The organism is Runella defluvii, from assembly GCF_014195535.1.
GTDB lineage: Bacteria > Bacteroidota > Bacteroidia > Cytophagales > Spirosomataceae > Runella > Runella defluvii.
On the sequence record NZ_JACIBY010000025.1, the window covers coordinates 38,837 to 59,728 of the forward strand.

Consider the following 20,892-nt stretch of genomic DNA (forward strand, 5'->3'; position numbering starts at 1 on the left):
ATACTGATTTAGATACAATGAACCGTAGCATTAAGAAAGTAGCCGTGTTAGGCTCAGGCATCATGGGGTCGCGTATTGCGTGCCACTTTGCCAACATCGGCGTAGAAGTATTGTTGTTAGACATTGTTCCCAAAGAACTCAACGCGGCCGAGCAAGCCAAAGGTTTGACGCTCGAACACCCTGCGGTTCGTAACCGTATTGTGAACGACGCGTTCCAAAATACCCTCAAAGCCAGCCCTGCAGCCTTGTACAGTGCCAAATTTGCGAGTCGGGTCAAACTTGGTAATTTTGACGATAACCTCGCCGAAATCAAAAACTACGACTGGGTGTTGGAAGCGATTGTGGAGCGTTTGGACATAAAACGGTCGTTGTTTGAAAAAGTAGATGCGCTTCGCAAGCCTGGAACGCTCATTACGTCAAATACGTCGGGGATTCCGATTCATTTGATGTCGGAAGGCCGCAGTGATGATTTTCAGAAGCATTTTTGCGGAACGCACTTTTTTAACCCTCCTCGTTACCTCAAATTATTCGAGGTAATTCCAGGTCCCCAAACCGACAAGTCTATCCTCGATTTCTTGATGCACTACGGAGACTTGTATTTGGGTAAAACTACCGTACTGTGTAAAGATACCCCTGGCTTTATTGCAAACCGTCTCGGGATTCATGCCCTTGTAGAAACAATCCGCGTGGCAGCCGAAATGGGTCTTACGGTCGAAGAAGTTGATAAATTGACAGGCCCTGTGGTAGGTCGCCCCAAGTCAGGGACGTTCCGTTTGTCGGACGTGGTAGGTTTGGATACGACCGTCAACGTTTGTAACAACCTCGTGCAGATGCAGCACGACGAGTCGAGAGCGGCCTTTGAGCTTCCGCCAATTATGGCCAAATTAATGGAAAACAAGTGGTTGGGTGACAAAACTGGCCAAGGTTTCTATAAAAAATCCAAAGACGAAAAAGGGAAAACGCTCATTTTGGCCCTCGACCTCCAAACATTGGAATACAAGCCGTCGGTGAAAGTGAAGTTTGAAACCCTTGAAAAAACCAAAGCGATTGATGACCTCAAAAAGCGTTTTGGCATTTTATTAAAAGGAACCGACAAAGCGGGCGAGTTTTATCGCCGTACGTTTGCAAGCGGTTTCCGTTATGCTTCTAACCGTATCCCCGAAATTTCGGACGAACTTTACCGCATCGACCAAGCCATCTGTGCGGGTTTTGGTTGGGAAATGGGGCTCTTTACTACTTGGGACGCCATCGGAGTGAAAAACATGGTCGGCATCATGGAGTCGCTTCAGCTCAATCCTGCCACGTGGGTATATGAAATGCTGGAAGCAGGGAATGAATCATTCTACAAAGTACAAGACGGGAAAAAACTGTACTACGATATTCCATCTAAATCGTACAAAGCCATTCCAGGCCAAGAGTCGTTTATCATTCTTGAAAATAAATCACAAAATATCATCTGGAAAAACGCTGGAGCGTCGATTTATGACCTTGGCGACGGTATTGCAGGCGTAGAATTCCATTCAAAAATGAACACCTTCGGTGCCGAAGTCGTGGAAGGACTCAACCGCGCCTATGCCATTGCTGAAAAAGATTTCCGTGGGTTGGTCGTTGGAAATGACTCCAATGAAGCTTTCTCAGCAGGAGCTAACTTGGCCATGTTGTTTATGTTTGCGATTGAGCAAGAATACGACGAAATCAACCTCATGATTGCGCAGTTCCAACAAACGATGATGCGCGCGCGCTACTCGTCGATTCCTGTCGTAACGGCGGCTCACTCGTTGGCGCTCGGAGGTGGTTGCGAATTAAACTTACATTCCGACAAAGTTGTGGCCCACGCCGAAACGTATATGGGCTTGGTAGAACTCGGAGTAGGATTGATTCCAGCGGGAGGTGGTACCAAAGAAATGGCCCTTCGCTGCTCGGATTTGTACCAAACAGGCGACCCTGAGTTAAACATTTTACAAACGGCCTTTATGAACATCGCGCAAGCGAAGGTTTCGACCTCGGCGCAAGAGGCCGTGGAAATGAATTACATCAAAGCCGACCGCGATCAAATTGTGCTCAACCGCAGTCGCTTGATTGCCGAAGCCAAACAAGCAGCGGTGGATTTGGCCGAAAACGGTTACACGCAACCGAAACACCGCACCGACATCAAAGTACAGGGAAAAACAGGCTTGGCTTTGTTTAAAGCGGGAATCGGAAGTATGCGCATGGCAAATTACATCTCTGACCACGACGCCAAAATTGCCGACAAATTGGCCTACGTCATTTGTGGGGGTGACTTGAGTTATCCTCAAAACGTGACCGAGCAATACCTCCTCGACCTAGAGCGTGAAGCTTTCTTGTCGTTGACGGGTGAGAAGAAAACGCTAGAACGTATTCAAGGACTACTTACGGGTGGAAAGCCTCCTCGGAACTAATCGTTAATGCCCCTAAAAGCTTTTGCTAACAAAAAGACCCTCCAAGTTTTTGAAACTTGGAGGGTCTAAAAGCAGAATCTTATTCTTGCTTATCGCAAGTCAATCACCTCTACTCCTTTGTATTTTGAAGCGTCAAAGGCAAACGACTTATCATCTACCTTTACGTTTGGCACAAAACTATCTACCTTAAAACCAAGACGTTGCCCGCTGCGTTGAAAGATTTTCCAGCTTTTCACTGACTTGTCTTTTTTATCAACTTTGATTTGGAGTTTGGCCACTTTCGAGTCTTTTTTCTCGGGTGTAAGCTCCACTACTTCGTAGGCTTTTCCAGCTTCAGTTACTTCTTCCAAGAAGGTGTATTTGTACCCTTTTTTGTAAATCGTATATACCTTCGTTGGGTCAATATCTCCCGCTTCTTTCGGGTCGTAGTTATTAACAGTCGCTTCGTTGCTTTCTTTGATGTAGGTAGTCATGATTTTTCCATCATTGAAAATTTCTTGACCCGCCATCTTCAAACGAAACTTCGTTCCCTTCACGGTGGCATCCCCTTTTAGGGTTTCTTTCGTTCCTTCATTGATGTATGTAAACGCAACCTTGAACGACGTCATCGTCTTGTACTTATTGCTCATTGCATCCAAAATGGTCGCAGCGCGTTTGTCATTTTGAGCATTTGCGAAAAGGCTCCCCAAAAGAGCCATTGCAACTAGGGCTTTTCTCATTTAATATCTGTTTTTGTTAAAGATGCTATATAGACGGCTTTCCAACGAAAACGTTTAAAACAGCACGCCTATATAACCAAACTTGATTGAGCAAAGTTACAACAAGTACCGAAGTGTTCAATATTTGTTGGTCGATAGAAGCCTAGCATCCGTCGAGACAAAAAGGCACTACCCCATGTTTTTGAGCATTTGCTCCAACGTGGCTATGTCGTTTATCAACACCTCACGGGCTTTGCTGCCTTCAAATGGCCCGACGATTCCTGCGGCTTCGAGTTGATCCATGATACGACCTGCGCGGTTGTATCCCAATTTTAGTTTCCGCTGAATCAGCGACGTACTTCCTTGTTGACTCACTACAATCACACGCGCAGCATCATCGAACATCGGGTCGCGGTCGGCCAAATCAATCGTTTCTTTGCCCCCTTCATCGTCATCTCCGCTAAATTCAGGCAAATGATAGGCCGAAGGATACCCACGTTGACTACCTATAAATTCACATACCTCATCAATCTCGTCGGTATCGGCAAAGGCACACTGAAGACGAATCATGTCTGAGCCCGTCGAAAGCAGCATATCCCCCATCCCGACGAGTTGTTCGGCACCGCCCGTATCCAAAATCGTTCGTGAGTCAATTTTTGACGTTACCCTAAACGAAAGACGGGCAGGGAAGTTGGCCTTAATCAAACCCGTAATGACGTTGACCGAAGGCCGCTGAGTAGCTACTACCAAGTGAATCCCAATCGCCCGCGCCAGCTGCGCCAAACGAGCAATCGGCTGCTCCACTTCTTTTCCCGCAGTCATCATCAAATCGGCTAACTCATCAATTACCAAGACGATATAAGGCAAAAAACGGTGCCCCCGCTCGGGGCTCAACTGTCGCTGGATAAACTTAGCATTGTATTCTTTGATGTTTCTCACACCCCCTTCTTTCAGCAAATTGTAACGGGTATCCATTTCAATACAAAGCGAGTTGAGCGTGTAAACCACTTTTTTGGTATCCGTAATAATCGCCTCTTCGCTATTGGGGAGTTTGGCTAAAAAGTGGCGTTCGATTTTGTTGAACAGCGTCAATTCTACCTTTTTAGGATCCACTAGCACAAACTTGAGCAAAGCAGGATGTTTTTTGTAAATCAAGGAAGCCAAAAGCACGTTTAGCCCCACCGATTTCCCTTGCCCCGTGGCCCCTGCCATCAGCAAGTGAGGCATTTTGGCCAAATCGGTGATAAAAAACTCATTGGAGATTGTTTTCCCCAAAGCTACTGGCAAATCAAACGTACTTTCTTGGAATTTTTTACTGGCCAATACCGACCGAATAGATACCATTTCACGGTTTTTATTGGGTACTTCAATCCCAATCGTTCCTTTGCCTGGCATAGGTGCAATGATACGAATCCCCAACGCCGCCAAACTCAGCGCAATATCGTCTTCGAGGCTTTTGATTTTAGAAATACGCACCCCCGCTTCTGGAATGATTTCGTACAATGTTACCGTCGGCCCGATGGTTGCTTTAATGCTCGCGATGCTGATGCCATAATTAGCCAACGTTTCGACGATGCGGTCTTTGTTGGCTTCCAATTCCTCTGCCGTTACTTTCGACTGTCCTTCACCACGGTTATGGAGCAAATCAAGCGTAGGATATTTATAATTGGCCAAGTCGAGGGTAGGGTCATACGGCCCGTGTAACTCCACCAATTCATCCGCTGCTTTGTCAGCATCGGAAAAAGGCACGACTGGAATCTTGGTCGTCGTCCCCGAAATAGGCATATCGTCTGTTTTATCTTCTTTGGCTGCCACCACTTCATCGGCATTTTCCACGATAAGCGTCAAGTTAGGAGCTGCTTTTGGCGTTTTAGGGGCTGAACTATTTGCCGTAAAATCAACCGTTTGTGCTTTTTCTTCAGGCTCATCTGCTGGTTTTGTTTCCACTTTCGGCGGATTTGCTGGGGCAGGGCGTTCGTTGGGCACAGCGGCTTCCTCTTTTTCCTCCAACACTACCTCAATATCCACGGGTTGAACACGCTTTTTGATGGGGGTTTCAACCATTTCGGCAAACTCATCAAAAGAAGAAATACCGTGAAAATAAACCATGATAATCCCTAATAAGCCCAAAACAACAAACAAACCACCAAAACCAATGTATTTGTTGAGCAAGGCGTTGATTTCGTAGCCTATGCCACCACATAAAAAACTAAGCGAGCCAGCCGTATCGGTCTGAAACACGAAGAAGCCAAAAAACAACCCAAGCCACATCAGGTAAATCAATACCAGCTGGGTAGTGCGCTGCAAGGGCAATAATTCACGTCCAAACGCGATTTTGACCCCGATTAAAAACAGTAGAAACGGTAATCCCAAAGCGGCGATTCCAAACCAGCGGAAAATAAAGAAGTGTGAAAGCAAGAGCCCAAAAAAGCCCATGATGTTTTCGGTTTCTTTGACTGATACCCGCATTTTGGTGGTAAAAGCCGAATCGACCACACTCTGGTCGGCCGCGCCTGTGAATAGGTACCAAACAAAAGCACCAAAAATATAAAGCGATAAAAATAGCAATACCCAACCCCAAACTTTACGGCTGCGCGGGCTTGGATTAAACGGAATTTTCATTTGCCTGCCTCCTCCGCTGGGTGGGGTAGGCGGGGGTGGTGTCGTCCTGCGATCTTGCTTCGACGAATTGGGAGGAATAACGTTTTTGGCCATTAGATACTCGTTGTAGGGTTTCGTTACTAATTCTTTTCGAGTTACTACTTTATCAAAAAATGCTAACGAAGAATAGACACAGTTATTGAGACCGTAGCACAAAAGCGTTCTACCGTACACAACTCACTCAGTATGAAGGTGTGCTGACGCACAAATGGGGTATGTGAAGCACTAAACGAGGGATTGACAGATGCGCTTTGCCAAAGCGGGGCCTTCGTAAATGAAGCCCGTATAAATTTGGACAAGGCTCGCTCCTGCCTCCAATTTTGCTTTGGCGTCTTCGGGAGAAGCAATCCCTCCTACTCCGATGACGGGAAAAGCCCGATTGGATTTTTCACAAAGATAACGAATTACCTCAGTAGAACGATGCGTTAGGGGAGCACCACTTAGCCCTCCAGCTCCAATTTTTTTTACAAACTCATCATCTGTTTTCAAATCGGCGCGGCTAATGGTCGTGTTAGTAGCAATGACACCCGCGATTTGGGTCGTGGTGACTATCTCAATAATATCATCCAACTGGCTATCGGTCAAATCGGGGGCGATTTTCAACAGAATGGGCTTAGCAGTGAGTGATGAGCGATGAGTGGTGAGCGATGAGTGGCCTGCGAGTTCGTTTGCTCTTTGCTTGAGCGCCGCCAAGATTTTCATCAATGGCTCTTTTTCTTGCAGGTCACGCAAGCCTGGGGTATTGGGCGAGCTCACGTTGACGACGAAGTAATCAACGGTATCGTAGAGAGCATCAAAGCTCTTCAAATAATCGTCGAGGGCGTCTTCGTTGGGAGTGAGTTTATTTTTACCAATATTTCCTCCAATCAAAATCGTTGTTTTGCGCTTTCTCAGGCGTTGGGCGGCGGCGGCAGCTCCGTGGTTGTTGAAACCCATGCGATTGATGATAGCGCGGTCGGGTTTGAGGCGAAACAAACGCGGTTTATCGTTGCCATCTTGCGGTTTGGGCGTTACCGTCCCGATTTCCACAAAGCCAAAGCCTAAGCAGGCCAATTCATCCACCAATTCTGCATTTTTATCAAAACCCGCCGCCAATCCCACAGGATTTTTAAACTTCAACCCAAACACTTCTCGCTCTAGCGAAGGATGTTCAAAATTGAATAATTGCTTTGAAATAAAAGGAACGCCAGGAATTTGAAAGAAAAACTTGAGGGTTCCACAGATAAAATGATGCACTTTTTCGGCATCAAAACGGAAGAGAATCGGAAGGATGAGCCACTTATACATGGCTACAAAGGTAAGGAAAATCAATAGGTATTTGTCGCCAATTAACTCAATGTTTTACGCCCTGTTTTCTAAAATCAAGGTTTTGAAAGAAAAATAAACGTATCGCGTTGATGTTTTTAAACCTGTTCCCAGCTGCCAACTGCTGATAGACGTTCATGTACCCTACCTGTAGATTAGTATGAGAATTAAAGTTGTAAGCCAGCCCGAGGAAAAGTCGATTTTGGTCAAAAACGTTGTAAACATTGTTTTTGGAAAGATTAATCATCGCTTCATTGTTAAGTTGTGCTGATAACGTTTTAGCGACGATTCCTTTTTTACTCAAAGGAATTGTGAGCATAAAATTGTATCGGATTCGTTCATCAAAACGGTATCCTTCGGCCAATTCGTTGTCATTTTTGATTTTTCGACGGAAACGCTCTTCCAAACGAACCCACTGCATCGTACGAATTTTTCCGTAGCGGGTATGCCATTGTAATTGATGCCAGATTCGATGTTCGGGCTGAGAGACGTGGGCGTGGCCTTCTTCGGGAAAGTGATTGATAAAGGCGTAGCCATTGGTAAATTTTAAATCATCGTTAAAATAATACATCAAACCCAAGCGAATGATGCCTTTGGAGGGTTCTTTGACAAAATGTTCCGTCGTTCTAAAGTGGAAATCGCCCCAAACGCCCCATTTGTTAGAAAAACGTGTTTGGTTGAAGAAACCCATCCATACCTGGCTTTCGTCCGTGGCTTGACGGGCATTCTGAGCAAATAATGACGTGCTAATCAAGCACATGAGTAGAAGTTGTTTCATCGGATTAGAAGTAAATTTTAACCACAAAGCCGATGGCAGCGGCCACAAGAATGATGTGCGGTTCCTGAATTTTTTTGCTGTAAATAAGGGTCAATGCGGCCACAAGTGCTAACAATGCTGTTGGAATATCCACAATACTACGGAGCCCAATCACCCCCACAGCCCCTACTAATGCCCCCACTACCGCCGCGGTGATACCATCCACAAAAGCTTTAATAGACGCGTTTTTGGCAATCTTTTGAAAATAAGGAGCAGGTAATACTGTGAATAAATAACACGGTAAGAAAGTAGCCAATGCGGCGACTGTTGCTCCCCAAAAGCCACTGACCAAATAACCAATGAAACCGACCGTAATGACGACAGGCCCAGGGGTAATCATCGCTACCGCTACTGCATCAACAAACTGCTGCTCTGTAAGCCAACCGTACTGTTGGACTACTCCCGCATGTAGAAAAGGGACAATTGCTAACCCACTGCCAAATACAAATGCCCCAGCTTCCCCAAAAAAAAGCGCAATTTTCCACAACAAAGCAGCATCATACTCCCAAAAACCCATTTGCAGCAGTAATAGGCTATTGGAGGTTTTGAAAAAAGACTTAGGAGGTGCCTTGACCAACATATACACCAAGCCAGCCACTACAAACAATCCTGCGTTTTCCTTTTTAGTAATAACCGTAATAATACAAGCCACAACAAAAAACAACCAGAGCAACCAATTGTTTTTCAATGACGTAAGCGAAAACTTTCCGATGGATTTTTGAGTAAGTTTATACGAACTGACCGCAATAATGCCGATAACTGCGGCCCCTACCCCATAGAAAACCGCTTGCATCCAAGGCAGTCCACCAAATTGTTGATAGGCCATTCCGAGCAAGACGACCATTAAAAACGAAGGTAAAATAAACGCGCCACCTACCAAGGTAGCTCCCAGTACGCCATAGTGGACAAACCCCAAATAAATGCCCAATTGCGCCGCCAACGGCCCAGGCGCAAGTTGAGCTAATGCCAACCCATTCTTGTATTCTTCTTCCGAAATCCACTGGCGTTTTTCTACCAAATCTTTGTGCATATAGCCCACTAACGCCACTGGCCCCCCAAACCCCGAATAGCCCAATTTCAGAAAATAAAGGGTGAGCTCTTTTAACGAATATTGATTAGCCATTGTCCATTGATTTTTCGGACAAAGTTTCTACCATTTGGGGCTGGAAAATAGAACAGAACTAACCTTTTGTATATTTTTTACTTTTTTGTTTTTCGATACAAAGAAGGATTGACGCCAATTATTTTTTTGAAAATACGGGTAAAATGGCTTTGGTCAGAAAACCCCGTTAAGTACGCAATCTCCGTCAGGGTATGGTCAGAGTTTTCTAACAAATCAAGGGCTTTTTCGATACGAAGCTTTCGGATATAATCGCCGTAGCTAACATTTTCAAAGTACTTCGAAAACTCCCTAGACAGGTACGCAGGGTTAATATCTAATTCTTTGGAAATATCTTTTAGTGACAACTGGGTATCAATCTGGTCCTGAATCATCTCTTTCAGAGCAATCGCCCACGCTGGTTTTCGTCTCGTAGGATTTCTCTCCAGTGCTTTTTGCATCGCACTTACCAATAAATCTTCAAACGGCGTTTGTAAATGCTTACTTCTATACAGGTGAGTCGCCCAACTATACAGTGCGTCATAGATAACCATTCCTTGTTCTAGTAAAGCGTGGTCATCTTTTATGTTATAGGCAAGTCCAGCCGAAATTGCCCACAACCCTGCTGCTTCGGGCGCAAAATCATGTCGGTCGGTATCAGCACCTCTGACAATGCCCGCCATGATTTGCAGCGCATCGTCTTCAATGCCGTATTTTTCGAGGAGTGCATCAAACGTACACTTATCACCGTAATGCGTTAGTTCTACATTCGGAACATCAAAAGGGGTAGCATTTAATAGTTCGGCTTCTAAAAGCACTTGATCAAACGGCACAAAAATGAACTCTGCCTCAGGGTCAATACATTTTCGTATAAGCCACGGACAGGCAATACGGTCAATTTTGGGGCGTTCACGGGTTATCCATTTCATTTGTTTACTATTGAAGGAAATCAACGATGTAAAATCTCTGGCACAAAAATACCTTCAAACAACTACTAATGGTCTTCTTTTTTTATCCCCACAGAATTTCTAAATTTCTGCCCAAACACCTCCCTAACGAAGGTAAACCTGTCGGTCAGATTGAATCATAACCGACAGGTAATGAACGCTATTTCCAGCCCCCACCCAAAGCACGATACAGGTTAACCGTCGTTTGTTGCTGCTGTTTTTGGGTATTGATCAGCACCAACTTCGCCTGCAACGCATTTTGTTGGGCAAAAAGCACTTCTAAATAAGACGCCCTCCCCGTTCGATACAGTTTGTTAGACGTTTCTATTGAACGAGTTAGCAACATCGCTTCCCGATTTTTGAGGTCAAACATCTGAGCCAAATTGCGTAGGTTGGCCAGTTGGTTGTTGACTTCGATGTACCCATCCAAAATTGTCTTTTGGTAGTTATACAACGCTTCAATTTGCACGGCTTGCGCTCCATTGAACTGCGCGACAATGGCCGAACGATTGATAATCGGGCCTGCCAAATTTCCAACTACGGAATAAGCCAACGACTGAGGCGTACTCACCAAAAATTTCGGATTAAATGCCTGCAATCCCACCATTCCTGTTAAGCTAAACGACGGAAAGAAGGCCGACCTTGCTGCCACCAAGTCGGCTTTGGTTGCGATAAGTTCCAACTCAGCCGCTCGAATGTCGGGACGGTTTTTGAGTAAGTCTGACGGCATTCCCGTTTGAATCTGCGCGGCAATCGCTCGCGAGAGTTGGTTTTTATCCCGAACAATTGGCTGCGGAAAGCGCCCAAGAAGCCCATGAATGGCATTTTCGGTCTCAGTAATTGCTTGTACAATAGCTACTTCCGTGTGTTGACTATTCAGAAGTTGGGCTTCAAACTGTTCTACGGCCAGTTCGTTGGCTGCTCCTGCTTGTTTTTGTACTTTTACAATTTTGAGAGCTTCTTTCTGTAAACCAATGGTTTGCCGAACGATTTCTCGCTCGTTGTCAAGTGCCAACAAATCATAATAAGCATTGGCAACGCCCGCCACCAAATTGGTCGTAATCCAATTTTTTGCTTCGACACTAGCCAAATAACGCGCTAAAGCAGCTTCTCGTTGCGTACGAAGTTTTTTCCAAATATCCACTTCCCACGAAGCCGTCAAGCCTACAAAAAAATCAGGGAGGTGGGTCGGAACGACTTTCCCCTCCACAATGTCGGTCGTGGCATTTCCTGCTCCGTCCATGGTATAAAGGCCAAATCGACGCAGAGCGGTTGATCCTCCTCCCCAAACCGTTGGTTTTAGCAGTCCTTCCGTGGCTCTCACGTTGGAACGCGCCATCTCAATCCGTTGAATGGCCGTCAGGGCATCAAAGTTATTGACCAACGCTGTTTCAATCAACGCGGTCAAGGTACTGTCTTGAAAATAGTCTCGCCATTGAATCTGGGCGCTGTTTGCGGTATCTGTTCTACTTTCAAACGTCGCAGGAAGCGGTTCAAATTCGCGTTGGGTAGCAATGGGCGGCACTTTACATCCCGCCATAACTCCACCCAACAGCAGGATGACTAGCAGATTTCTTGGTATTATATCCATTTTTTTAGGCGCTCTTCGGTGAGTGGTTTTTCTTCTTTTTTGGTAGTTTTTTTCAATTTTTCGGCCAATGTTCCAAAAATGACGTACAGACCTGGAATGACAATCACGCCAAAAACAGTCCCAAACAGCATTCCTCCTGCGGCTGCCGTACCGATGGTGCGGTTGCCAATGGCTCCTGCTCCCGTCGCAAACATCAGCGGTAATAATCCCGCAATAAACGCAAAGGATGTCATCAAAATGGGTCGAAGACGTACTTTTGCACTCTCAATCGCGGCCTCAACCACGGTTGCGCCTTCGCGGTGACGAAGCGTTGCAAATTCCACAATCAGAATGGCATTTTTTCCCAACAACCCAATGAGCATTACCATCGCGATTTGGGCATAAATGTTGTTCTCTAACCCCAAAAAGTGGAGAAATAAGAACGTTCCAAAAATCCCCGTTGGGAGCGAAAACACGACGGGTAGCGGCAATAAGAAGCTTTCGTACTGAGCCGCCAACAACAAATACACGAACAGCAAACAAATGGCGAAGATGTAAACGGCTTGGTTGCCCGTTTCCACTTCGTCGCGGCTAATCCCCGCCCAGTCAATGTCATAACCCGTTGGGAGTTTTTCGCGTGCCGTTGCCTGCACGGCTTCAATGGCGCTGCCACTACTGTAGCCCTCGGCAGGTTCGCCGTTTAGCTCTGCCGAAGGGTACATGTTGTAACGGGTTACCTGATCAACCCCATAGACCCGTTCGATGCGCACAAAGGCCGACAAAGGCACCATTTCTCCTTTGTTATTCTTCACGTACAGGTTGAGGATGTCTTCGGGCTTGGCTCGGTACTGCGGCAATGCCTGTACCATTACTTTGTACATTTGGCCGTACTTGATAAAGTTGGTGGCATACTCACTTCCCAGTAGGGTCTGCAGTGCGCCCATCGCTTTGTTGATGGTCACTTCTTTTTGCGCGGCTTTGTCTTCGTCAATGTGCAACAGGTATTGGGGAAAACTCGCGTCAAAAATGGTAAATGCCGAAGCGATTTCGGGGCGAGCTTTGAGGTCTTTGATAAACTGCGTGACGACGGCTTCCATCGCTTTGAAGTCGCCACTCCCCGTTTTGTCTAACAAACGCAATTCAAACCCACTCGCATTGCCATAACCAGGAACGGCAGGCGGCGGAAAATACTCAAGGCGGGCATCTTTGATGTGTTGGGTGCGCTCGGTGACTTGCTCGATTACTTCGTCCACCGTTTCTTTGCGATTTTCCCAGTCTTTGAGGTTAATTAAGCACGTACCGTAGGTAGCTCCTGTCCCGTCCGAAAGGATATTGGTACCTGCCAACGTAGAAATCGACTCGACCGATTCGAGGCTTTGACACGCTCGCTGCACTTCATCGACTACGGCCTTGGTACGTTCGAGGGTGGAACCCGACGGCGTGGTAATACTCACGTAAAAAGTACCTTGGTCTTCGTTGGGAATAAAACCTGACGGAATTAATTTCCCCAAAATACCCGTCCCAGCGCAAAATGCCAGCAGCATTCCCAACGTAACCACTCGGCGGTTGACGATGACCGAAAGCAAGCGTTGGTATTGACTCGACAGCCCTTCGTACCAACGGTTGAACCCCGCAAAAAAGCGAGCTAAGAACCCCTGACTACGATGTTCAGCGTGGGTATGTTTCAAAAACAAGCCACACAACGCAGGTGTCAGCGTCAAGGCACTTACTCCTGAGAGCACAATCGCGATGGCCATCGTTAGAGAAAATTGTTTGTAGAAAATTCCCACGGGACCCGTCATAAACGAAGTAGGTACAAACACCGCCGACATAACCAACGTAATGGCAATAATAGCCCCACTGATTTCTTTCATGGCTTTTTCGGTGGCTTTTCGGGGAGAATAGTTCCCCGTTTCTAGCTTTGCATGAACCGCCTCAACGACCACGATGGCATCGTCAATCACAATTCCGATGGCCAACACCAGCGCAAACAACGTGATGAGGTTGAGCGAAAACCCAAACAGCTGCATGAAGAAAAACGTCCCTACCAACGACACAGGCACCGTGACGGTAGGAATGAGCGTAGAGCGAACGTCTTGCAAAAACAAAAATACCACCAAAGCCACCAAAATAAAGGCTTCAATCAGGGTTTTGACCACTTCGTGAACGGACGCATCCAAAAATCGAGACACGTCGTAGCTAAGTTCGTACTCCATTCCTTTCAAGAAAACCCGCTCTTTGATGGTCGCCATTCGTTCTTTTACTTGGGCAATCACCTCACTGGCATTCGAGCCTGGGAGTTGTTTGAGCATAATGGCCGCCGTGGGACGACCGTTGATTTTGGCTTCTACGTCAAAATACGTCGTTCCAAACTCCACATCGGCGACGTCTTTGATGCGCAAAATCTGCCCATCGGCATTAGACTTGATGGGAATGTTCTCGTACTTTTCGGGTGTATTGTACTTTCCACCGTATTTGATGACATACTGCAACGCCTGCGGGGTTTTGTCATTGCTCTCCCCTACTTTTCCTGGAGCAGCTTCCACGTTTTGTTCTTCCAATGCCTCTAGTACGTCTTCCGTAGAAATGGCATAATTGAGCATTTTGTCGGGTTTGAGCCAAATCCGCATGGCGTACTCGCGCGCGCCCAAAATATCGGCGTACCCTACGCCCTTTACCCGCTTGAGTTCGGCCAAGACGTTGATGTCCGCAAAATTGTAGAGGAATTTTTCCTCCATGGTGCTATCTCGGCTGTAGATGTTGAGGTACATCAACATGGCATTTTCCTCTTTGGCTATTTTCACCCCGTTCCGAATCACCTCTGCGGGAAGTTCTCCCATGACGGCGGCTACGCGGTTTTGGACGTTGACTGCCGCCACGTCGGGATCGGTGCCTACTTCAAAAATAACTTGTACTACGCCTACCCCATCATTGCCCGCATCCGACGACATGTATTTCATTCCTGGTACGCCATTGATAGCCCGTTCAATCGGGACAAGGGCGGCTTTTGTGACGGTTTCGGCATTGGCACCCGTGTATTCGACGGTTACGTTTACTTCGGGCGGGGCAATGCTCGGGAACTGCGTCATGGGCAATCGGGTGAGCATCAATAAACCCAACAGTGTGATAATCATGGCGATGACTACCGACAGTACGGGTCGATGTATGAATTGATTAAACATGGATTTTTTGGTTTGAATTGTGCGCTATTTCTGTCCCATACCTGCCATTACCTGACGCATCGGCATCAACTTCGGCGAGACAGAATCGCCATCGACCACTCGCTGAATGCCCTCGTACAAAATCGTATCGGACGTACCCAGCCCCGAAGCTATCACATAAAGTTGCGGCAATCGCTGTAGGATTTGTACGTTGCGGATACTGACTTTGTTTCCTGCCTCTAGCACATAGACACAGTTTCTATCTTGCACTTCAAACACCGATTTTTGGGGCACAATCAGCGCATTTTTAAGTGTGCTGGTAAGTTGTACTTTTCCACTCGCTCCGTTTTTTAGCACCTGTTTAGGGTTCGGAAATTTGGCACGAAAGGCTATCGTTCCCGTGCTTTTATCAAACTGGCTATCAACGGTTTCGATGACGCCTGTTTGGGAATAGGGCTGACCGTTGGCCAACAATAGCTTGACTGGCCGACGGTGGCCTACCTCGTTTTGCTCCGTAAAATCCAAGTATTCTTTTTCGGTGACGTTGAAATAGGCAAATACATCTTGGTTATTAGACAGGGTAGTTAGCAGCGTACCTTCGTCCACCAAACTCCCCGTTTTGTTAGGAATACGCCCAATGACGCCGCTAAAGGGAGCTTTGATTTCGGTAAGCGAGAGTTGGAGCTGGGCGTTGGCCACATCCGATTCCGTTTCTTCGATTTTGGCTTTGAGGGTTTCGAGCTTCGACTCCACAATGTCCAATTCGGATTTCGATACCACATTTTGTTCTACGAGGAGGCGAGTGTTTTTGATTTCGAGTGCCCGCGTTTTTGCCTCCGCTTGAGAGCTTCGGAGAATAGCTTGCGCTTTGTTAAGTTCTTGGCGGTAGGCTTGGCTTCCTAGTCGAAATAGCGTTTGACCCGCCCGTACAGGTTTACCTTCGTCCACCAATACAGCTTCGATGTAACCGCCGATTTTGCTTCTTACTTCCACATTTTGGAGCGAAGCAATGGAGGCTACGTATTCTTGGGTGTATGTCGTGTCAATGAGAATGGGTTGAGTAACAGGCAATATTTCTTGGGTAGCTTGTGCGGTTTTTGTCTCTTTGGTGCACGACCAAAGCATTATTAGGCAGGTAGAAATACCCGCCAACACTACGAATGGTTTCATAATAGTTGGATAAAAAGCACAACCGAGCGTAGCTTTTGGAGCTATGCTTTTGTGTTGTTAAAAATTAAGAAAATGGCGTAACTCAGTCGAGTGACTGGTTAGTTGGTAAGGGACTTACCCAAGCCTGTTTTTGGGTGGGGGTGGAACAATTTCGGGGTGAAATTGCGAAGCATAGGTATCTCGGTAGTGGATTGGACGCTCCGCCGAAGGCAGCACATCTTCGGTCGTGGTCAGCGAGAAGACACTGAACGGCTGGCAGTAAAAAAGAATTTTGGCGATGGAGATACTCCCGCCGTCTTCGGTATCGTGTTCGTCTTGTTCGGGAATGACGTTGTCAAATCCCATGATTTGTTCAATCACCAACTCCGCCACACTTTCGATGTCGTTGTAGCTGAGGTTTTCGGGAATGTAATCGGGTTGAGCGTCAGGGGAGTCAATACTACAGTTGAGGATGTGCAATGCCATAAACACCCAAACGATTCGAGAAAGAATATGTTTACGGAGAACAGACATCAGTTGTTTTTGGTAGCAGACAGTTAAAGCAAGCGTGTTTTTACAAAAAAAGTTCGTTTTCTAGCCTAAAACACCTGCTGACGGTAAGGAAGATTAAACCGAAAACCGACGGTGGCTAAGTTGGTTTTGAGGTTTACCGAAGCTGCTGGACTTACTTGGTTACGAAACATGAGTCTTCCATCAATAAAAAAATTATGTTTGAGCATGTACGATGCCCGTATGTCCGAAAAAGTAAGATCAACGGGAGTACCTTGGCCTATATAAGTACCTGTTTCACGAGGAGCATCCTTTAAATAATCACGATAAATATTTCCTCCCCAATTGCGTTCATCGATATCTATTCCTTTGTTAGATCTTGAAAAAGTTCCGTAAAAAGTGAGTCGGCGAGTCGGTTGATAACGAGCAATACCAAGTACTTCCCAAAAATTTGCCCCCAGTGGGTGTGCTAATGACAAATCGTTGTGAACATAATTGGTATAACCCGTAAAATGTGAATATGTATAAGGGCGTGCTAGGTTCAGTTCAACTTGTAAATCTAAATTGGGTATTCCTAGAAAATCAACGTGCTTTACACCTGCCTGAAAAGCATATTTTTTATTCATAGAGCCTTTTTTGCCAAAGTAATCGGAGGTTTTAAACTCATCCAACATAAATTGACTATAAAAACTAAAACGCTTTAAGAAATTCCATTTTATGTCAAGCCCTAACAAGGCGTTGTCAGCGCTTCCAAGATAGTTTTCTAGGTAGCGGTAAAAAATAATTGGATTCAGATAATGAGGGTCAAAAACTTTGTTATCGCGTCCAAACATTTCTGCTTCAAAAATCCCGATGTTAAAGTTTCGGCCAAGATTAATGCTCAGATGATGAATCGCCGCATATTTTTTATTGATGGGGACCTCTTTTCCTCGGTTATCGGTGTAGTAAAGCATACCGCACCATAGGTTGGTGTATTGAAATTTCCCCAACTGAGTTGTCATTCTCAAAAATAAGTAAGGTGAGCTCCAATCTGAGAGAATCATCGAACGATACCCATTCCCGATAAAGTTTCTATCATGCCCAAATTGTATATTAATCTGCTTAATTGGATTAAATGTGATGTACCCACGCGCAGATATAAAATCCATTCCCCTGGTACTGAAACTCTTTACATTTCCTTCGCCAGGTAAAAGATACACAGGATAACCCACATAAATTTCTCGTGCACTTAGTGTAAAATTGCGAACATACTGCGGGAACATCGCTTGCGTATCGCTCACGTAGGTATAAAAGCCCAGCTTTTTGCCAATGTTTCCCCGCAATTCAACCCCGCGAGCCGTTAGCCATAAATAATCTTTGGAATTATTTTCTCCCCCCAAAATTAGCTGCGTGACGGGGCTGAGGTGTAGGTCGAAGTTTTTGTTCTGAACGTAGTAAAAATCAGAAGGCTTTCGATAAAACCGCTTCCACAACGTTTTTTTGCTCATGGGTGTTTGGTCCGACGACCACTCCCAGCTGTCTTGGCGTAAATAATCTAAGTTAAAAAAATCGGTATCGTTGAGTGGCATAGTGCGGTCGGCCTTGATGCTGTCCAAGAAGCTTGTCACCGCCGAACGTTGAAAAGGTTTTACCCCAATGTGAAAATCCTCATTTAGTCGTCCACGGCGAATTTCGTACCGATCTATCAGATGGTAGTAATCGTCATTGAGCGGGATGTATTGTGATTGGGCTACCGCATTTTGCAGGAAAAAACACCAACAAACAATCAACGTATAAATTCTAAATTGCATAGCGTTAGTTATCACTTGGGCAAATTAAGCTAATTTTGCCGCTCTGAGAGCGGTATGGTGACTCTCAAAAACCAAAAAAGATTATCCTCTTGAGCAAAGTTTCTACTTCAGTCTATTTTCCTAACCTCAACGGGGTTCGTTTTATTGCCGCCTTTTCGGTTTTGATTCATCACATTGAACAAGTCAAAGAGGTTTTCAAAGTTCCGAATTTTTACGACAATCACCTCATCAAGAGCATGGGGAAATTAGGTGTCGATTTATTTTTCGTACTTAGTGGCTTTCTTATCACCTATTTGTTGCTGCACGAAAAAGGCCGATTTGGGTTTATTAACACCCGTAACTTCTACATAAGACGGATTTTACGGATTTGGCCACTTTATTTTCTGATTGTGCTGCTTTCGTTTTTTGTTTTTCCTCAGATTTCGTTTTTTGTAGCTCCCAACAACGAGGTGTCGTTCATGGCGCATAACGTTTTTCGGCGATTGTCGCTTTTCTTGCTCGTTTTGCCCAACATCGGTTTTATTCTTTACAACGCGCCCTACCTAGCGGCCCAAACCTGGTCCATCGGCGTCGAGGAGCAATTTTACTACCTCTGGCCTTGGATTGTCAAAGACTTTAGCTGGAAACGCCTCATCATCACTGTCTTTATCTTCTGTTTCGGCACCTTTGCCGTTTTTTATATTTATTACAACTGGGTTGGTCATACGCAATATGCAAACAACGTGCCTGAAATTACACGTTTCTTCTTCAGTCAATTTCGAATCATTACCTTGATGACGGGTGGACTGTGTGCCGCCTTGGTGTATTACCAAAAAGACAAGGTGCTCAATGCACTTTTCCGCAAAGAAGTTCAGTGGATTGTGTACATCGTATTAGTGATTTGCCTCGTCACGGGGGTTCACGTGAGCAGCCTTAATTTGGAGTTTTACGGGCTGTTTTTTGGTTATTTTATCCTCAACGTATCGAGTAATCCCGCCTCCATCGTCAACTTAGAATACAACTGGATTTCGTATTTGGGCAAGATTTCGTACGGGATTTATATTTACCAAACGGCTTTTATCGTCGCCAGTATTCACCTCATTCAGTGGATGTTTGGGGATTCTCTTTCTACACTTACCTTCAATTTACTTCTTTACCCGCTTTCGGCCTTGCTTACCATTGGCGTTTCGGCCTTGTCGTACCGCTACTTTGAAACACCGTTCCTAACGTTTAAGAATCGTTTCAGCAAGCATTGATAAGTCGGTTATTGGTTACTCGTTATCGGTTATCAGTTACTCGTTCAACAGATAACGGGTTAACAATTAACAGATAACTCTACTTCACTTCGCTCACAATAGAGCTACTGAGGCGGAGGAGTTCGATTTCGGCGAGTTTGACGTTGAAAGCCGCTTCAATCATGCGTGACTCCGTGGCAACGGCATTGCGTTGCGCTTCGCGGAATTCGATGGCCGTCGAGTTTCCAAACTTGTAGCGTTCAAAGGCTAAATCTACGTTTTGGCGCGCTATTTTTAGGTTTTTCTCCTCAAAACCAAACAGTTGAAGGCTGTTTTGGTAGCTGTTGTACGTACGCTCAAGGGCCGACAACAACTGGTTTTTCAAATCTGCTTCTTGGTATTCGGTAATGATGGTGTTGACCTTGGCGTTTTGCTCGCGGCGGCGTTGGTTATAGCCGTCGTAAATCGGCACGTTGAGGCGCACTCCGTAATTTAACACCCGCGACTGCCCTTTCTGGGCTCCAAAACCCGCTTCGTTATTGAACGAAGTATAATTATACCCCGTCACCAAATCCACCTGCGGGTATTTGGTTGATTTGACCTCTTTTTCGTTGATTTTTGCCAACGTACGGCTTTGAGCCGCTGCCAACAAATTGGGGTTTTCGGTCAGTTTTTGCTTCAAATCAGCCAAGGACAAATCATTACGAAAGACGATGGTATCCATAACCGCAAACTTGGTTTCAAAATCGCGGAACAGCAAAGCGTTAAGGTTCACATTGGCGTTTTGAATCACCTGCTGTTGCGCCAACACCGCCGCTTGGTCTTGGTTGTAGTCCACCTGCGCGGCTAAGTATTCCGATTTTGACGTTGTTCCTACTTCATAATTTGCTTTGGCAAGTTCTTGGCGCGTTGCCGAAATATCCAACGCATTTTGGAGTGCTTTGAGGCGTTGTTTTTGGCGAATGATTTCATAATACGCATTGGCCACCTGCGAAACGGTGTTCTGAATCGCAATTTGAACGTTGGTTTTACCCAACTTTTCAAACTCTTTCAAACGGTCGGCGGCGGCAAACATCCCCATTCCGTCGTAGAGCGTCCACACCATAGTTACCCCCGCGTTGTTGTTGCGGTTATCAATTCCGCTCTGCACCAACGGCTCACGGATATTGTTAAAAAACGATTGGTTGATGCTGTTATGGGTAAAGTTTTGAAGAGCCGTTCCCGATACCACGGGCAACATCCCCGCATTTCCTCGGGTGTTGTCATTATGTGCAATGGCCTCCCGACTTTGAACCACTTTAATGGAATAGCTTTTTTCGAGTGCGGTAGAAACGGCGTTTTCGAGCGTTAGTAGCTCTTGAGAAGACGAATCCAACGATAAACAAAAAACGATGGGGAACGCAAGAAAAAAGTATTTCATACCAGCAAAAACGAAATTAGTGGGCTTTTATGTAGGGCAAACTGCCATTCTTTCGATAACAGAAATGGCAGAAAGTTCGTTTAATGGATTGCGATAAAACTTTCGCACTGCTTCAAAAATAGCTTTTTAAA

General features: G+C 45.7%; 14 protein-coding genes. 2 read left to right on the top strand and 12 right to left on the bottom strand.

Annotated elements, in window-relative coordinates; genetic code table 11:
- Positions 1-17 precede the first annotated feature (17 nt).
- On the top strand, positions 18-2,420 hold the full coding sequence (locus tag FHS57_RS29870; RefSeq protein ID WP_183980177.1) for a 3-hydroxyacyl-CoA dehydrogenase/enoyl-CoA hydratase family protein: 2,403 nt from the start codon (positions 18-20) through the stop codon (positions 2,418-2,420).
- A gap of 89 nt (positions 2,421-2,509) precedes the next feature.
- Here the strand turns inward: FHS57_RS29870 and lolA1 are convergent, their stop codons facing one another.
- The 11 genes from lolA1 to FHS57_RS29925 all read right to left on the bottom strand — a co-directional run bounded on the left by lolA1 (position 2,510) and on the right by FHS57_RS29925 (position 18,127).
- Positions 2,510-3,139, bottom strand: a complete 630-nt coding sequence (gene lolA1 / locus FHS57_RS29875) for an outer membrane lipoprotein periplasmic chaperone LolA1 (protein ID WP_183980179.1) — start codon at positions 3,137-3,139, stop codon at positions 2,510-2,512.
- 168 nt (positions 3,140-3,307) lie between these two features.
- Positions 3,308-5,833, bottom strand: a complete 2,526-nt coding sequence (locus FHS57_RS29880; RefSeq protein ID WP_183980181.1) for an FtsK/SpoIIIE family DNA translocase — start codon at positions 5,831-5,833, stop codon at positions 3,308-3,310.
- A 171-nt stretch (positions 5,834-6,004) separates the two neighbouring features.
- On the bottom strand, positions 6,005-7,066 hold the full coding sequence (locus FHS57_RS29885; protein ID WP_122933012.1) for a quinone-dependent dihydroorotate dehydrogenase: 1,062 nt from the start codon (positions 7,064-7,066) through the stop codon (positions 6,005-6,007).
- 46 nt (positions 7,067-7,112) lie between these two features.
- Positions 7,113-7,862, bottom strand: a complete 750-nt coding sequence (locus FHS57_RS29890; protein WP_183980183.1) for a DUF2490 domain-containing protein — start codon at positions 7,860-7,862, stop codon at positions 7,113-7,115.
- A 4-nt stretch (positions 7,863-7,866) separates the two neighbouring features.
- Positions 7,867-9,024 (bottom strand): chromate transporter, encoded by a 1,158-nt coding sequence (locus FHS57_RS29895; protein ID WP_183980185.1) that lies wholly within the window; start codon positions 9,022-9,024, stop codon positions 7,867-7,869.
- Positions 9,025-9,101: 77 nt separating this feature from the next.
- Positions 9,102-9,929, bottom strand: a complete 828-nt coding sequence (locus FHS57_RS29900) for a chromate resistance protein ChrB domain-containing protein (protein WP_183980187.1) — start codon at positions 9,927-9,929, stop codon at positions 9,102-9,104.
- Between the two features lie 178 nt (positions 9,930-10,107).
- Positions 10,108-11,538, bottom strand: coding sequence for an efflux transporter outer membrane subunit (locus FHS57_RS29905; RefSeq protein ID WP_221225770.1), 1,431 nt, complete (start codon positions 11,536-11,538; stop codon positions 10,108-10,110).
- Positions 11,529-14,699 carry an efflux RND transporter permease subunit gene (locus tag FHS57_RS29910; RefSeq protein ID WP_183980189.1) on the bottom strand — a complete coding sequence of 1,057 codons (3,171 nt, stop codon included), beginning with the start codon at positions 14,697-14,699 and terminating at the stop codon, positions 11,529-11,531. The genes FHS57_RS29905 and FHS57_RS29910 overlap by 10 nt, the downstream gene beginning before the upstream one ends.
- A 24-nt stretch (positions 14,700-14,723) precedes the next feature.
- A complete protein-coding gene (locus tag FHS57_RS29915; RefSeq protein WP_183980191.1) occupies positions 14,724-15,848 on the bottom strand; it encodes an efflux RND transporter periplasmic adaptor subunit in 1,125 nt (374 codons plus the stop codon).
- A 114-nt stretch (positions 15,849-15,962) separates the two neighbouring features.
- Positions 15,963-16,361 (bottom strand): hypothetical protein, encoded by a 399-nt coding sequence (locus tag FHS57_RS29920; RefSeq protein WP_183980193.1) that lies wholly within the window; start codon positions 16,359-16,361, stop codon positions 15,963-15,965.
- 65 nt (positions 16,362-16,426) lie between these two features.
- Positions 16,427-18,127 (bottom strand): hypothetical protein, encoded by a 1,701-nt coding sequence (locus FHS57_RS29925; RefSeq protein WP_183980194.1) that lies wholly within the window; start codon positions 18,125-18,127, stop codon positions 16,427-16,429.
- Positions 18,128-18,216: 89 nt separating this feature from the next.
- Here FHS57_RS29925 and FHS57_RS29930 point away from each other — a divergent pair, with 89 nt between their 5' ends.
- The gene (locus FHS57_RS29930; protein ID WP_183980196.1) at positions 18,217-19,362 is read left to right on the top strand and encodes an acyltransferase family protein; all 1,146 of its coding nucleotides are present in this window, start codon (positions 18,217-18,219) and stop codon (positions 19,360-19,362) included.
- 79 nt (positions 19,363-19,441) lie between these two features.
- On the opposite strand, the gene FHS57_RS29935 is transcribed toward FHS57_RS29930, so the two are convergent.
- A complete protein-coding gene (locus FHS57_RS29935; protein WP_183980198.1) occupies positions 19,442-20,761 on the bottom strand; it encodes a TolC family protein in 1,320 nt (439 codons plus the stop codon).
- Positions 20,762-20,892: the final 131 nt, after the last annotated feature.

Excerpts from the sequence above, each read along its gene's own strand:
- FHS57_RS29880 (WP_183980181.1), bottom strand. The coding sequence starts at position 5,833 with ATGGCCAAAAACGTTATTCCTCCCAATTCGTCGAAGCAAGATCGCAGG.
- FHS57_RS29920 (WP_183980193.1), bottom strand. The coding sequence starts at position 16,361 with ATGTCTGTTCTCCGTAAACATATTCTTTCTCGAATCGTTTGGGTGTTT.
- FHS57_RS29935 (WP_183980198.1), bottom strand. The coding sequence starts at position 20,761 with ATGAAATACTTTTTTCTTGCGTTCCCCATCGTTTTTTGTTTATCGTTG.
- FHS57_RS29885 (WP_122933012.1), bottom strand. The coding sequence starts at position 7,066 with ATGTATAAGTGGCTCATCCTTCCGATTCTCTTCCGTTTTGATGCCGAA.
- FHS57_RS29895 (WP_183980185.1), bottom strand. The coding sequence starts at position 9,024 with ATGGCTAATCAATATTCGTTAAAAGAGCTCACCCTTTATTTTCTGAAA.
- FHS57_RS29925 (WP_183980194.1), bottom strand. The coding sequence starts at position 18,127 with ATGCAATTTAGAATTTATACGTTGATTGTTTGTTGGTGTTTTTTCCTG.
- FHS57_RS29910 (WP_183980189.1), bottom strand. The coding sequence starts at position 14,699 with ATGTTTAATCAATTCATACATCGACCCGTACTGTCGGTAGTCATCGCC.
- FHS57_RS29905 (WP_221225770.1), bottom strand. The coding sequence starts at position 11,538 with ATGGATATAATACCAAGAAATCTGCTAGTCATCCTGCTGTTGGGTGGA.
- FHS57_RS29890 (WP_183980183.1), bottom strand. The coding sequence starts at position 7,862 with ATGAAACAACTTCTACTCATGTGCTTGATTAGCACGTCATTATTTGCT.
- FHS57_RS29870 (WP_183980177.1), top strand. The coding sequence starts at position 18 with ATGAACCGTAGCATTAAGAAAGTAGCCGTGTTAGGCTCAGGCATCATG.
- lolA1 (WP_183980179.1), bottom strand. The coding sequence starts at position 3,139 with ATGAGAAAAGCCCTAGTTGCAATGGCTCTTTTGGGGAGCCTTTTCGCA.
- FHS57_RS29915 (WP_183980191.1), bottom strand. The coding sequence starts at position 15,848 with ATGAAACCATTCGTAGTGTTGGCGGGTATTTCTACCTGCCTAATAATG.
- FHS57_RS29900 (WP_183980187.1), bottom strand. The coding sequence starts at position 9,929 with ATGAAATGGATAACCCGTGAACGCCCCAAAATTGACCGTATTGCCTGT.